13 protein-coding genes are annotated in these 13,482 nt (G+C 66.1%); 8 read left to right on the plus strand and 5 right to left on the minus strand.

The window, feature by feature from the left end; translation table 11 throughout:
- The first annotated feature begins 58 nt into the window (after window positions 1-58).
- Complete coding sequence (glnA, locus tag AC1RB9_RS26760) at window positions 59-1,468, plus strand: glutamate--ammonia ligase (protein WP_003096016.1); 1,410 nt, start codon at window positions 59-61, stop codon at window positions 1,466-1,468.
- 147 nt (window positions 1,469-1,615) lie between these two features.
- Entirely contained in the window at window positions 1,616-2,020 is a 405-nt protein-coding gene (locus AC1RB9_RS26765; RefSeq protein ID WP_003104642.1) for a hypothetical protein, read from the plus strand.
- On the opposite strand, the gene AC1RB9_RS26770 is transcribed toward AC1RB9_RS26765, so the two are convergent.
- Window positions 2,017-4,224 (minus strand): mechanosensitive ion channel family protein, encoded by a 2,208-nt coding sequence (locus tag AC1RB9_RS26770; RefSeq protein ID WP_003111156.1) that lies wholly within the window; start codon window positions 4,222-4,224, stop codon window positions 2,017-2,019. The genes AC1RB9_RS26765 and AC1RB9_RS26770 overlap by 4 nt on opposite strands.
- A 287-nt stretch (window positions 4,225-4,511) precedes the next feature.
- On the opposite strand from AC1RB9_RS26770, the gene AC1RB9_RS26775 reads away from it, so the two are divergent.
- From AC1RB9_RS26775 to ntrC, 4 genes are all read left to right on the plus strand, one after another.
- Entirely contained in the window at window positions 4,512-5,033 is a 522-nt protein-coding gene (locus AC1RB9_RS26775; protein ID WP_003457659.1) for a DUF4124 domain-containing protein, read from the plus strand.
- Window positions 5,030-5,602, plus strand: coding sequence for a DUF4124 domain-containing protein (locus AC1RB9_RS26780; protein ID WP_003114474.1), 573 nt, complete (start codon window positions 5,030-5,032; stop codon window positions 5,600-5,602). Before AC1RB9_RS26775 ends, AC1RB9_RS26780 begins: the two co-directional genes overlap by 4 nt.
- Window positions 5,603-5,872: 270 nt before the next feature.
- Window positions 5,873-6,949, plus strand: a complete 1,077-nt coding sequence (gene ntrB, locus AC1RB9_RS26785; protein WP_003096033.1) for a two-component system sensor histidine kinase NtrB — start codon at window positions 5,873-5,875, stop codon at window positions 6,947-6,949.
- A gap of 2 nt (window positions 6,950-6,951) precedes the next feature.
- Complete coding sequence (ntrC, locus tag AC1RB9_RS26790; RefSeq protein ID WP_003104661.1) at window positions 6,952-8,382, plus strand: two-component system response regulator NtrC; 1,431 nt, start codon at window positions 6,952-6,954, stop codon at window positions 8,380-8,382.
- Between the two features lie 811 nt (window positions 8,383-9,193).
- On the opposite strand, the gene AC1RB9_RS26795 is transcribed toward ntrC, so the two are convergent.
- Window positions 9,194-9,661: a hypothetical protein gene (locus tag AC1RB9_RS26795; protein WP_003096038.1), complete on the minus strand. Its 468-nt coding sequence runs from the start codon at window positions 9,659-9,661 to the stop codon at window positions 9,194-9,196.
- Here AC1RB9_RS26795 and trmL point away from each other — a divergent pair.
- Window positions 9,660-10,121: a tRNA (uridine(34)/cytosine(34)/5-carboxymethylaminomethyluridine(34)-2'-O)-methyltransferase TrmL gene (trmL, locus tag AC1RB9_RS26800; protein WP_003104666.1), complete on the plus strand. Its 462-nt coding sequence runs from the start codon at window positions 9,660-9,662 to the stop codon at window positions 10,119-10,121. The two genes, AC1RB9_RS26795 and trmL, sit on opposite strands and share 2 nt — an antisense overlap.
- Window positions 10,122-10,179: 58 nt before the next feature.
- Here the strand turns inward: trmL and secB are convergent, their stop codons facing one another.
- Genes secB through AC1RB9_RS26815 form a run of 3 tightly spaced genes read right to left on the minus strand, consistent with a single transcriptional unit; the run spans window position 10,180 to window position 11,383 of the window.
- Window positions 10,180-10,671, minus strand: coding sequence for a protein-export chaperone SecB (gene secB, locus AC1RB9_RS26805; protein ID WP_003096050.1), 492 nt, complete (start codon window positions 10,669-10,671; stop codon window positions 10,180-10,182).
- Between the two features lie 36 nt (window positions 10,672-10,707).
- Entirely contained in the window at window positions 10,708-10,962 is a 255-nt protein-coding gene (gene grxC, locus AC1RB9_RS26810) for a glutaredoxin 3 (RefSeq protein ID WP_003096057.1), read from the minus strand.
- Window position 10,963: 1 nt separating this feature from the next.
- Entirely contained in the window at window positions 10,964-11,383 is a 420-nt protein-coding gene (locus AC1RB9_RS26815) for a rhodanese-like domain-containing protein (RefSeq protein WP_003096058.1), read from the minus strand.
- Window positions 11,384-11,707: 324 nt separating this feature from the next.
- Between AC1RB9_RS26815 and gpmM the strand changes: the two genes are divergently transcribed.
- A complete protein-coding gene (gpmM, locus tag AC1RB9_RS26820; RefSeq protein ID WP_003125783.1) occupies window positions 11,708-13,255 on the plus strand; it encodes a 2,3-bisphosphoglycerate-independent phosphoglycerate mutase in 1,548 nt (515 codons plus the stop codon).
- Window positions 13,256-13,482 lie beyond the last annotated feature (227 nt).

The following is a 13,482-nucleotide window of genomic DNA, read 5'->3' on the forward strand; positions in this document are numbered from 1 at the left end:
TCACCCGATACTGGGGCACAGAAAAAGCTCCCAGCTCTAATCCCTCCTGGAGGACAGCATGTCGTACAAGTCGCACCAACTGATCAAAGACCATGACGTGAAGTGGGTAGACCTGCGCTTCACCGATACCAAGGGCAAGCAGCAACACGTCACCATGCCGGCTCGCGACGCGCTGGACGATGAGTTCTTCGAAGCCGGCAAGATGTTCGACGGCTCCTCCATCGCCGGCTGGAAAGGCATCGAAGCCTCCGACATGATCCTGATGCCGGACGACAGCACCGCCGTCCTCGATCCGTTCACCGAAGAGCCGACCCTGATCCTGGTCTGCGACATCATCGAGCCGAGCACCATGCAAGGCTACGAGCGCGACCCGCGCAACATCGCCAAGCGCGCCGAGGAGTACCTGAAGTCCACCGGCATCGGCGACACCGTGTTCGTCGGCCCGGAGCCGGAGTTCTTCATCTTCGACGAAGTGAAGTTCAAGTCCGACATCTCCGGCTCGATGTTCAAGATCTTCTCCGAGCAGGCTTCCTGGAACACCGACGCCGACATCGAGTCCGGCAACAAGGGCCATCGCCCGGGCGTGAAGGGCGGCTACTTCCCGGTACCGCCGGTCGACCACGACCATGAAATCCGCACCGCCATGTGCAACGCCCTGGAAGAAATGGGCCTGGTGGTCGAAGTCCACCACCACGAAGTGGCAACCGCCGGCCAGAACGAGATCGGCGTGAAGTTCAACACCCTGGTCGCCAAGGCCGACGAAGTGCAGACCCTGAAGTACTGCGTGCACAACGTCGCCGACGCCTACGGCAAGACCGTGACCTTCATGCCGAAGCCGCTGTACGGCGACAACGGTTCGGGCATGCACGTGCACATGTCGATCTCCAAGGACGGCAAGAACACCTTCGCCGGCGAAGGCTATGCCGGCCTGTCCGAGACCGCCCTGTACTTCATCGGCGGCATCATCAAGCACGGCAAGGCCCTGAACGGCTTCACCAACCCCTCGACCAACTCCTACAAGCGCCTGGTCCCGGGCTTCGAAGCTCCGGTGATGCTGGCCTACTCGGCGCGCAACCGTTCCGCCTCGATCCGTATCCCCTACGTATCCAGCCCGAAGGCCCGCCGTATCGAAGCGCGCTTCCCGGACCCGGCAGCCAACCCCTACCTGGCCTTCGCCGCGCTGCTGATGGCCGGCCTGGACGGCATCCAGAACAAGATCCACCCCGGCGATGCCGCCGACAAGAACCTGTACGACCTGCCGCCGGAAGAGGCGAAGGAAATCCCGCAGGTTTGCGGCAGCCTGAAAGAGGCGCTGGAAGAACTCGACAAGGGCCGCGCGTTCCTGACCAAGGGCGGCGTGTTCACCGACGAGTTCATCGATGCCTACATCGAGCTGAAGAGCGAAGAAGAGATCAAGGTGCGCACCTTCGTGCACCCGCTGGAATACGACCTGTACTACAGCGTCTGATCCACCCTTTCCTATAACAACGAGTCACCCTCTTGAGGCCTCCTTCGGGAGGCCTTTTTTATGGGCCGGCCCATGGAGAAACGCAAAGTTCGCCGCGCCGTTCGGTTAGACTTGCCGCGCTCCCCGCCCCAAGGATAAGGACCGTCCATGCGTCACTCTCTCTGGCTCCTGCTTGCCGCCATCCTCAGCCTGCCCGCCCAGGCCGGCACCGAATGCCGCGATATCCACGACCGCGACCTGCGGCGCATGTGCAACGCACTGGAACGCGGCGACAGCGGGGATTGCGGCGACATCGACAGCCGCGACCTGCGGCGTTACTGCGGCGCGCTGCTGGCGCCGGGACAGCGCTACGACTGCGACGACATCCGCGACGGCGACACGCGCCGCCAGTGCCGCGCCATCGTCCGCGGCGACCGCAAGCGCTGCGACGACATCGACAGCCGCGACATGCGCCGCCAGTGCCGGGCCGTGGTATCGCGTGCGCCGTGGCAGTGCGACGGCATCGACGACCGCGACATGCGCCGCATCTGCCGGGTCATCCTGTCGCGCTAGATGCCGCCGTCCGCCGGCGTGCCCTGCTCGTCCGGTTCCGCGGATTTCGCCTTGGGCGCCCGGCTCAACTGTACGTTGAGACGCGGCATGGACAGTTCGAGGCCGGCCTGGTCGAGGCGCCGACGCAGGCGCAGGTTGAACGCCCGCTGGACCTCCCACTGCTTGATCGGCGCGGTCTTGAAGCGGAAGCGCAGGATCGCCTGGCCGTTGTCGAAACTCTCCACGCCCTGCAATTCCATCGGCGACCACAGGTTGCGGTAGACCGCCGGGTCGCTGCGCAGCTCCATCGCGACCTCGCGCACCAGCGCCACCGCGTCGTCGATCGGCATGCTCGCCGGCACCGGCCAGCGGAACATCGCGTAGCCGAACTGGCGCGAGTAGTTCTTGATGCTCTTGATCTCGCTGAACGGGATGGTATGCACCACGCCGTCCAGGTCGCGCAGGCGCACGGTACGGATGGTCAGGCCCTCGACCGTGCCAAGGTGGCCGCCGACGTCGACGTAGTCGTCGATCGACAGCGAGTCCTCGATGATGATGAACAGGCCGGTGATCAGGTCCGCCACCAGCGACTGCGCGCCGAAGCCGATGGCCAGGCCGATCACGCCGGCACCGGCCAGCAACGGGGTGACGTTCATGCCCATGTTGGCCAGGGCGACGATCAGGGCGATCACCGCGATGGTGGCGAACAGTACGTTGCGGATCAGCGGCAGCATGGTCAGCGCGCGGGTGTTCGGCCGGCTCTTGCCGCCCAGGCCGAGGCTGTGCTGGATCGCGGTATCGGTGAGGATCCAGATCAGCCAGGCGACCAGCAGGGTGGTGCCGAAGCTGACTACCTTCATGCTGATCTGCTCGCCCTCGCCTTCCGCATAGCGAATCAGCGACATGCCCCAGACGCGCAAGGCGACCTCGATGAAGAACAGCACCACGAAGATGTGCAGCAGGGTGTAGCCGAAGCTCTGCAACTGCTCGATGTACGGCGCGCTGCGGCGCGGGCCGGCGCCGACCCGACTGGAACGGCGGCGGATCAGCCCGATCACGGTCATCGCCACCACCGCCAGCACCGCGCAGACCAGCGCCCGGCGCAACGCCGAACTGCTGTCGCCGGCGGAAACGAAGGTGGCGAACAGGGAAATCCCCACCAGCACCAGCACCGGCACGAACCACAGCGAGCCGACCAGTTGCACCAGGTCGTGCAGGCTACGGCGCTTGAGGCGGCGCTCCAGCGGCTGGTTGCGGATCAGGTGGGCGATCGGCCGGCGGAAACGCATCACGAACAAGGCGGTGAACAGCGCGGCGCTGGCGTTGGCCAGGGTACTCAGGCAGATCGAGGTGTGCTCGCCGAGGCCGGCGATCAGCCGCGGATCGTGGGCGACCTCGCCCAGCGCGGCGAGGCTGCCGATCAGCCACAACGGGCGGAACGCCTGGCGCCGCAGGATATCCAGGGCGCGCTGGCGGTGCGGGCCGCTGAGCAGCGAGAGGGAAATCACACACAGCGCGGAGAACAGCGTGCCGCAGACCAGCACATAGGCCATGACCATCGCCAGGGTCTTGCTCAGGGAGTCCGGCAGCACCACCGACAGGTACAGGGTGATGAGGAAGGCCACCAGCCAGGGGCCCAGCTTGCGCAGGGAAAACAGCAGCAGGTCGCGGGTCTTCGGATGCTGCGGCAACTCCGCCGACAGGCCGAAGCGCTCGCGCATGCGCCGGCTGAGCCAGAGCAGCGCGCTGGCCAGGCAGGCCCAGAGGAGGATCACCACCGAAAAATCGAAGACCATCGCCGGCAGGTCGCGCCAGCTGGGAAAGCGCTCCTCGAGTTCGGCACGCGCCAGCTGGAACTGGTTGCCCCATAACGCGACCGGGCTGTTCGCGCCCTGGAACTGCTTTTCCAGGCTGGTCAGGGTATCGCCGATCAGCCCCAGCACCCCACCCTCGCTTTCCTTGCCTTTCTTGGTCACGTCGCGCAGCTGTTTCAGCTTTTTCAGCAGGTCGGCGCGCTGCCTGTCGTTCTCCAGGGTCTGGATGACCTGGTTCAGCGATTGTTCCAACTGCGCATCGCTGACCTTCTCGCCACCGGAGGAACTCCCCGCCAACGGGTTCGGCAGCGCCGCGGCGCCCGGCGGCGAGTAGAACAGAGCGGCGCAGAGGCACAGCAGCAGGGCCGCCAGGACGCGGGAGCGAAGGGTGAAGCGGGCGATGATCGGCACGAGAAAGGCAGTCCCCAAGGTGAGAAACCGAAACAGCCGCATCATACAAGCCGGACACCCGCCGTTTCGAACGGGGCCGCCGGCCGGCGGCGCAAGCACAGACACTCTGGCGCAACGAGGGTTCGCCCCGCCAGTGCCGGCTGAGACGAACGCAGCCGCGCGGCGGGGCACAGCGACCGCCAACGTGCCCCAGCGCACACCTTCGAATACCCGCATGCCGCACAATGCACGGCTTGCCAGCGCGCCGATGCGGTGCAACGCTTGGCAGGTTCACCCGGAGACCGTCCATGCGCCTGATCACCAGCTGCCTGCTCCTGGCCGCCGCCCTGCCGGCCATGGCGCAGATCTACCAATACACCGACGCCCACGGCAACAAGGTATTCACCAACCAGCCGCCAGACGGGGTGCAGGCGCAGACCGTCGAACTGCAGCCGACCAATACCGTAGGAATCGACACGCCGGAAAAGTCCTCCGCGGGCAATGCCCCGGCCGCCGATAGCGAGGCCGCCGCCTACGAGATCCTTGCCCTCAGCGACCTCCCCACGGAAGAGGCGCTGCGCGCCAACAACGGCACCTTCAACGTCAGCGTCAGCATCCGCCCGGCCCTGCACAGCGGCCACCAGTTGCAACTGGTGCTGGACGGCAAACCCTACGGCACGCCCAGCGGCGGCACCCGCTTCACCCTGCACGAGATCGACCGCGGCGACCACAGCCTCGCGGTACAGGTACTCAACGGCGAACGGGTGCTGCAATCCAGCCCGCCGGTGACCTTCACCGTGCAGCGCGTGCACCTCGGGAAGAAACGATGATCCCGCGCATTCTCGGCGCCCTCCTGCTGTGCCTGGCCTGCGCCGCGCAAGCGGGGGTCTACACCTACATCGACGCCGAGGGCAACCGCGTCTACACCGACCAGCCGCCCAGCGGGCGCAAGGCCCAACGCGTCGAACTGGCGCCGGGCAACAGCGTGGCGCCGCCGGGCATACGCTATCGTCCGCCCGCCGCGCCGCTGGAGGTGAAGCCGCCGGCCTACCAGCTACTGCGCATCCTCTTCCCCGAACCGGACGCAACCCTGCGCGCCAACAGCGGCGACGTCATCGTCACCGTCACCAGCGAGCCGGCGCTGCTGCCCGGCCATCGCTATCGCCTGCTGCTCGACGGCAAGCCTGCCGGAGTGCCGGGACGCAGCCCGGTGTTCCCGTTGAAGAACCTCGATCGCGGCACCCACCAGGTCGCAGTGGAAATCATCGATGGCGACGGCATGACCGTCGAAAGCACCCCGAGCCAGCCCTTCCACCTGCATCGAGTGAGCATCGCCGGGCAACCCCTGCCGGAGGTCGATACGCCGCTGGTCAGCGCGATAGAGCCAAGCGAGCGCTAGCCGAACTTCCCCTGCCCACTCCACGGTGGGCGGGATTTTCCGGTTTATTTCCCGATTCTCCTGGCGAAAACGCCGCCGGCCACGCCAACGCACCAGATTGGTGCGATTACCCGCACCACTTTCTATACTGTCCCCATTTCGGGTCACCGCTCGTCGCCGAAAACCTTCCCGGCGCACCTCTAGCCAGCGCCTCGGCAGAAAAAACGCGCCTTTTCGGCGCCTGGTTTGCTTTTTGCATTTTCCTGCCCAACCTTGGAACAGCTGCCCGCCATGCCGACCGATACCCTGCACCGACTGCTGCTCGACAACCTGACCACCGCGGTGATCCTGCTCAACGGCGAATTGCGCCTGGAGTACATGAACCCGGCGGCGGAGATGCTCCTGGCCGTGAGCGGCCAGCGCAGCCACGGGCAATTCATCAGCGAGCTGTTCACCGAATCGCCGGAAGCCTTGAACTCGCTGCGCCAGGCGGTGGAACAGGCGCATCCGTTCACCAAGCGCGAAGCGACCCTGACCTCGATCACCGGCGTCAGCATCACGGTCGACTATGCGGTGACGCCCATCCTCAACCGCAACGAGACGCTGCTGCTGCTCGAGGTCCATCCGCGCGACCGGCTGATGCGGATCACCCGCGAAGAAGCGCAGTTGTCCAAGCAGGAGACCACCAAGCTGCTGGTGCGCGGGCTCGCCCACGAGATCAAGAACCCGCTCGGCGGCATCCGCGGCGCAGCGCAACTGCTATCCCGCGAGCTGCCGGAAGAGTCGCTGAAGGACTACACCAACGTCATCATCGAAGAAGCCGACCGGTTGCGGAACCTGGTGGACCGCATGCTCGGCTCGAACAAACTGCCGAACCTGGCGCCGACCAACATCCATGAGGTGCTGGAGCGGGTCAGCAGCCTGGTGGAAGCGGAGAGCCAGGGCAGCATCACCCTGGTCCGCGACTACGACCCGAGCATCCCCGACCTGCTGCTCGACCGCGAGCAAATGATCCAGGCCGTGCTCAACATGGTACGCAACGCCATGCAGGCGATCGCCGGGCAGAACGACCTGCGCCTCGGTCGCATCACCCTGCGCAGCCGTACCCTGCGCCAGTTCACCATCGGCCACACGCGTCACCGCCTGGTGTGCAAGGTGGAGATCATCGACAACGGCCCGGGCATCCCGGCCGAGCTCCAGGAAACCATCTTCTACCCCATGGTCAGCGGCCGTCCGGACGGTACCGGACTCGGCCTGGCCATCGCCCAGAACATCATCAGCCAGCACCAGGGGCTGATTGAATGCGAGAGCCACCCCGGCCATACCGTGTTCAGTCTGTTCCTGCCCCTGGAACAAGGAGTGCATTGACCATGAGCCGATCAGAGACCGTCTGGATCGTCGACGACGACCGCTCCATCCGCTGGGTACTGGAAAAAGCCCTGCAACAGGAAGGCATGACCACGGTGAGCTTCGACAGCGCCGACAGCGTGATCGGCCGCCTCGGCCGGCAGCAGCCGGACGTGATCATCTCCGATATCCGCATGCCCGGCGCCAGCGGCCTCGACCTGCTGGCGCAGATCCGCGAACTGCATCCGCGCCTGCCGGTGATCATCATGACCGCGCATTCCGACCTCGACAGCGCGGTGGCCTCCTACCAGGGCGGCGCCTTCGAATACCTGCCCAAGCCGTTCGACGTCGACGAGGCGGTCTCCCTGGTCAAGCGCGCCAACCAGCACGCCCAGGAGCAGCAGGGCCTGGAGCTGCCGGCGAACCAGGCGCGCACGCCGGAGATCATCGGCGAGGCGCCGGCGATGCAGGAGGTATTCCGCGCCATCGGCCGCCTCAGCCATTCCAACATCACCGTGCTGATCAACGGCGAATCGGGTACCGGCAAGGAGCTGGTCGCCCATGCCCTGCATCGCCACAGCCCGCGCGCAGCCTCGCCATTCATCGCGCTGAACATGGCGGCGATCCCCAAGGACCTGATGGAATCCGAGCTGTTCGGCCATGAGAAGGGCGCCTTCACCGGGGCCGCCGCCCAGCGCCGCGGACGCTTCGAGCAGGCCGATGGCGGCACCCTGTTCCTCGACGAGATCGGCGACATGCCGGCCGACACCCAGACCCGCCTGCTGCGCGTCCTGGCCGACGGCGAGTTCTACCGGGTCGGCGGGCACACGCCGGTGAAGGTCGACGTGCGGATCATCGCCGCCACCCACCAGAACCTGGAAAGCCTGGTGCGCGACGGCAAGTTCCGCGAGGACCTGTTCCATCGCCTGAACGTGATCCGCATCCACATCCCGCGGCTGGCCGACCGCCGCGAGGACATCCCGGCGCTGGCCCGGCACTTCCTCAGCCGCGCCGCCCAGGAGCTGGCGGTGGAACCCAAGCTGCTGAAGGCGGAAACCGAGGAGTACCTGAAGAACCTCGGCTGGCCGGGCAACGTCCGCCAACTGGAGAACACCTGTCGCTGGATCACCGTGATGGCCTCCGGCCGCGAGGTGCACATCGACGACCTGCCGCCGGAGCTGCTGACCCAGCCGCAGGACAGCGCGCCGGCGGCGAACTGGGAACAGGCCCTTCGCCAGTGGGCCGACCAGGCGCTGGGCCGCGGCCAGTCGAACCTGCTGGACAGCGCCGTGCCGGCCTTCGAACGGATCATGATAGAAACCGCCCTCAAGCACACCGCCGGCCGCCGCCGCGATGCCGCCGTGCTGCTCGGCTGGGGCCGCAATACCCTGACCCGCAAGATCAAGGAGCTGGGGATGAACGTCGATGGAGCCGACGACGAAGGCGACGACTGAAGCGCCACTGCTCCCATGAGCGACCCAACGGGGCCTTCGGGCCCCGTTTTTCATGGTCCGTCGCGCGCCCCTGCCAAGCGAGACGCCGCCCCAGCCTCGGCAGGGCGCCCGCCCGGAACCACCGGTCAAATCGTAGCGTAGGGCGAATAACCGCATCGCGGTTATCCGCCGATTGTGCAGGGCCGCGGCGGATAACGCCTATGGCGTTATTCGCCCTACCGTCCGCAGCACAGCCCCAACCTCGGCGAGCGCCCGCCCGGCACCGTCGATCAAACCGTGGCGTAGGGCGAATAACCGCATCGCGGTTATTCGCCGGTTCGGCAGGGCTGCGGCCCTTGCCCGGATTTTGGGCAGCGTGCACCAGCAGGCGACAAATCGGCATCAATCGCTGGCGGAAAAGCCCGCTCCGTCATTTTTCCGCAATCGACTTCCCACAAACCCCTGGGATGCCGCCAAGCCCTTGATCCACGGGCTTCCAGAGGCATTCATCACCAGCTCGCCCACAGACTTATCCACAATCCTTCAGGAAAGCGAGCGCGCCGCCAGCGCGCTCATGAGAATTGGCACAGCCCCTGCATTGGAGCAGATAACGAAGATTTCGGGGGCCTCGGTACAGGCAGGCTGGGGAATCCCCTCTTTTACACCCGGCGGCAGACGCAGCATCCGCGCGCAACCGCCACACCCGTTTCGGGGACCTCGGTACAGGCAGGCTGAGAACTCCCCTCTTTTATGCCCGGCGGTAGCGCAGTGATCCGCGCCTCCGCCCTCCCGTTTGGGGACCTCGGTACAGGCAGGCTGAGAATTCCCCCTTTTATTCCCGGCCGTCGCGCTCCTGCAGTTCGACGACCAGGCGCCAGCCCTCGCCGTCCTCCGACCACTGCCAGCGCCCCTGCAAGGGGCGGGTCGAGACCAGGCTCAACAGCAGCGCCTTTCCCTCCTCGCGGACGCGCCAGCGCAACGGCTGGCCCAGCCATCGCCCGTCTCCCTGCTGCGCCGCGCCCCGGGCGACGATGCGCAACGTCAGGGCACCCTCCACCCGCGCCGCCGTAACCGCAGCCTGGCGATCGAAGCGCAGGACCAGGCCCTGCTCGCTCTCCCCGACCGCCAGCAGTTGCGGCGCAGACGTCGGCAGCGAAGCGGGACCGAACAACCTGCCGAGCATCAGCCCGAACAACAACCCGGCAAGCACCAGCGCACCCCAGACTTTCCAGCGCTGGCGCCGCAGATCGTCGATGGCGGAGGTAGAATGCCGCCCGTTATCTGCTCCGGAGCCCTGCATGTTCCACGTCATCCTGTTTCAACCGGAGATACCTCCGAATACCGGCAACATTATCAGGCTCTGCGCCAACGCCGGATGCAGTCTGCACCTGATCGAGCCGCTCGGTTTCGAACTGGACGACAAGCGCTTGCGCCGTGCCGGCCTCGACTACCACGAATACGCCAGCGTACGCCGCTACCCGGATCTGCAGAGCTGCCTCGAGGCCCTCGGCCAGCCACGCCTGTTCGCCTTCACCACCAAGGGGTCGCGGGCCTTCCACGAAGTGGCCTACCAGCGCGACGATGCCTTCCTCTTCGGCCCGGAAAGCCGCGGACTGCCGGAGGACGTGCGCAACGCCCTGCCAACCGATCGGCGCCTGCGCCTGCCGATGCGCGAAGGCTGCCGTAGCCTGAACCTGTCCAACACGGTGGCGGTGACCGTCTACGAAGCCTGGCGCCAGCTCGGCTTCGCCATGGACTGAGCCGGCTGACAGGCATGAAAAAGCCCGCGCAAGGCGGGCTTCTTCGCAAGCGCTGGGCTTACTGGACCGACGGCGTCGGGATCTCGCCGGAGGCCTGCATGCGGGCGATTTCCTGGGCGTAGAGGGCGTCGAAGTTCACCGGCGACAGCATCAGCGCCGGGAACGAACCGCGTACCACCAGGTTGTCCAGGGCTTCGCGAGCGTACGGGAAGAGGATGTTCGGGCAGAACGCGCCAAGGGTATGGCTCATGCTCGACGGATCGAGGTTCTTGATCAGGAAGATGCCGGCCTGCTGCACTTCGGCGATGAAGGCAGTGGTGTCCTCGCCGTTCTTCACGGTCACCGATACGGTCAGGACCACTTCGTAGAAGTCGCCGTCCAGCTGCTTCTGGCGAGTGTTCAGGTCCAGGCTGATGGACGGGTTCCATTCCTGGCGGAAGATTTCCGGTGACTTCGGCGACTCGAACGACAGGTCGCGCAGGTAGATGCGCTGCAGGGAGAACTGGGGTTGCTGCTCGTCGGCAGCGCCGTTGGTAGCTTGCTCGGTCATTTTCGGGCCTTCCCTTGGGTCAATTCATGAATGGTTTCAGGCAGACAGCAGCGCGTCCAGCTTGCCGGCGCGCTCCAGTGCATGAAGGTCGTCGCAGCCGCCGACATGGGTCTCGCCGATCCAGATCTGCGGCACGGTGGTCGATCCCGCCTTGCGTGCCAGCTCGGCGCGCAGTTCGGGCTTGCCGTCGCAGGCGATCTCCTGGAAGTCCACGCCCTTGCGTTGCAGCAACTGCTTGGCGCGGATGCAGTACGGACACCAGGCGGTGGTGTAGATCACGACGGGCGGCATGTCACTTCACCAGCGGCAGGTTGTCGCCGCGCCAGCTGCCGATCCCGCCGGACAGCTTGGCGGCGTTGAAGCCGGCCTTCTTCAGGACGCCGCCCCAGGTACCGGAGTGCTGGCCCATGGCGTCGACCAGGATGATGGTCTTGCCCTTGTACTTTTCCAGCTCGGTCATGCGGCTGTTCAGCTTGTCGGCCGGGATGTTCAGCGCGTCGACGATGTGCCCGCTGGCGAACTCCTTGGCCGGACGGATATCCAGGACCACCGCCTGGTCGGCATTGACCAGCGCGGTCAGCTCGCGGGTCGACAGGCTCTTGCCGCCCTTGCGCAGCTCGTGCAGCAACAGCAGGACCAGCAGGACCAGCAGCGCCGCGACCAGCAGGTAGTGGTTGGTGGCGAACTCGATCAGACGGGAAACGAATTGCATGGTGACGGATATCCAGGGCGTAAAAATGCCGGCCAGTATACAGACCGCGCCGGCCAGGGGGGAACCCGCCGGGCGGCGCCCCGCTCGGCTCCAGGAAATGGCGTCGCGGGAAACTTCACGGTTAGAATGCCAGTCCTTTTCTGTGAAGCTGGCCAGTTCCGGCCCGGGCACGGTTCGGGCGGGACAGAGGGAGCGAGGATAGCGGCATTCGGTTGCGGATCGGCGTCATCGGTTTAATCAATCAGCCTCTTCCTACGTCTTGAACGACAATGTTCCCACTAAATTTGGTCAGTTTCTGAACCCCGCGGAAATAGAGCCGGACATATGACTGCCACGCCCAAACCCCTGGTCCTGATCATCCTGGACGGCTTCGGCCACAGCGAAAGCCCTGACTACAACGCCATCTACGCCGCGAAGAAGCCGGTCTGGGATCGCCTCCTGGCAACCCAGCCGCACGGCCTGATCTCCGGCTCCGGCATGGACGTCGGCCTGCCCGACGGCCAGATGGGCAATTCCGAGGTCGGCCACATGAACCTCGGCGCAGGCCGCGTGGTGTACCAGGACTTCACCCGCGTCACCAAGGCCATCCGCGACGGCGAATTCTTCGAAAACCCGGTGATCGCCGCGGCGGTCGACAAGGCCGTCGCCGCCGACAAGGCGGTGCACATCCTCGGCCTGCTCTCCCCGGGCGGCGTACACAGCCATGAAGACCACCTGGTGGCAATGGCGCAGATGGCCGCCAAGCGCGGCGCCGGCAAGATCTACCTGCATGCCTTCCTGGATGGCCGCGATACCCCGCCGAAAAGCGCGCAGCCGTCGCTGGAGCGTCTCGACGCCACCTTCGCCGGGCTCGGCAAGGGCCGCATCGCCTCGATCATCGGCCGCTATTTCGCGATGGACCGCGACAACCGCTGGGACCGCGTCCAGGCCGCCTATGAACTGATTGTCGACGGCAAGGCCGAGTTCACCGCCGACTCCTCGGTGGCAGCCCTCGAGGCCGCCTACGCCCGCGGCGAGAGCGACGAATTCGTCAAGGCCACCGCGGTGGTCCCGGCCGGCGCCGAAGCGGTGCGGGTCGAGGATGGCGACGCGGTGATCTTCATGAACTTCCGCGCCGACCGCGCCCGCGAGCTGAGCCGCGCCTTCGTCGAGCCGGCATTCAATGAGTTCCCCCGCGAACGAGCTCCGCAGCTGGCAGGTTTCGTCATGCTGACCCAGTACGCGGCGAGCATCCCGGCGCCCTGCGCCTTCCCGCCGGAGCCGCTGACCAACGTCCTCGGCGAGTACCTGGCCAAGCATGGCAAGACCCAGCTGCGCATCGCCGAGACCGAGAAGTACGCCCATGTGACCTTCTTCTTCTCCGGCGGCCGCGAGGAACCCTACGAGGGCGAGGAGCGCATCCTGATCCCCTCGCCGAAGGTCGCCACCTACGACCTGCAACCCGAGATGAGCGCGCCGGAAGTCACCGACCGTATCGTCGAGGCCATCGAGCAACAGCGCTACGACGTGATCGTGGTCAACTACGCCAACGGCGACATGGTCGGCCACACCGGGGTGTTCGAGGCCGCGGTCAAGGCCGTGGAGTGCCTGGACACCTGCATGGGCCGTATCGTCGAGGCGCTGGACAAGGTCGGCGGCGAAGCCCTGATCACCGCCGACCACGGCAATGTCGAGCAGATGGAAGACGAGTCCACCGGCCAGGCGCACACCGCGCACACCTGCGAACCGGTGCCCTTCGTCTACGTCGGCAAGCGCAAGCTGAGCATCCGCGAAGGCGGCGTGCTGGCCGACGTGGCGCCGACCATGCTGACCCTCATGGGGCTGGAGCAGCCGGCGGAAATGACCGGTCGCAGCATCGTCACCCTCGGCTGATCCGCGAACGACGAACTCCCGCGCAGGGCGGATAACCGCGTCGCGGTTATCCGCCGCTTCTGCAGGCCATCGACGGATAACGCCTGCGACGTTATCCGCCGTAGCGGGCCGGGCGCCGCGCCCTGTTTCCACGACGCCACCTTCCCCGCTTTAACGCTGCCGATCGGCCGACAGGCCTGGCCACGCGGCGTCGAGACGTGTGCCGCGGTTTTCATTTTCCGCGTCTC

The sequence above is a fragment of the Pseudomonas sp. 20-5 genome (assembly GCF_056782835.1).

Excerpts from the sequence above, each read along its gene's own strand:
- ntrC (WP_003104661.1), top strand. The coding sequence starts at position 6,952 with ATGAGCCGATCAGAGACCGTCTGGATCGTCGACGACGACCGCTCCATC.
- ntrB (WP_003096033.1), top strand. The coding sequence starts at position 5,873 with ATGCCGACCGATACCCTGCACCGACTGCTGCTCGACAACCTGACCACC.
- AC1RB9_RS26765 (WP_003104642.1), top strand. The coding sequence starts at position 1,616 with ATGCGTCACTCTCTCTGGCTCCTGCTTGCCGCCATCCTCAGCCTGCCC.
- AC1RB9_RS26795 (WP_003096038.1), bottom strand. The coding sequence starts at position 9,661 with ATGCAGGGCTCCGGAGCAGATAACGGGCGGCATTCTACCTCCGCCATC.
- gpmM (WP_003125783.1), top strand. The coding sequence starts at position 11,708 with ATGACTGCCACGCCCAAACCCCTGGTCCTGATCATCCTGGACGGCTTC.
- AC1RB9_RS26775 (WP_003457659.1), top strand. The coding sequence starts at position 4,512 with ATGCGCCTGATCACCAGCTGCCTGCTCCTGGCCGCCGCCCTGCCGGCC.
- glnA (WP_003096016.1), top strand. The coding sequence starts at position 59 with ATGTCGTACAAGTCGCACCAACTGATCAAAGACCATGACGTGAAGTGG.
- AC1RB9_RS26780 (WP_003114474.1), top strand. The coding sequence starts at position 5,030 with ATGATCCCGCGCATTCTCGGCGCCCTCCTGCTGTGCCTGGCCTGCGCC.
- AC1RB9_RS26815 (WP_003096058.1), bottom strand. The coding sequence starts at position 11,383 with ATGCAATTCGTTTCCCGTCTGATCGAGTTCGCCACCAACCACTACCTG.
- grxC (WP_003096057.1), bottom strand. The coding sequence starts at position 10,962 with ATGCCGCCCGTCGTGATCTACACCACCGCCTGGTGTCCGTACTGCATC.
- secB (WP_003096050.1), bottom strand. The coding sequence starts at position 10,671 with ATGACCGAGCAAGCTACCAACGGCGCTGCCGACGAGCAGCAACCCCAG.
- trmL (WP_003104666.1), top strand. The coding sequence starts at position 9,660 with ATGTTCCACGTCATCCTGTTTCAACCGGAGATACCTCCGAATACCGGC.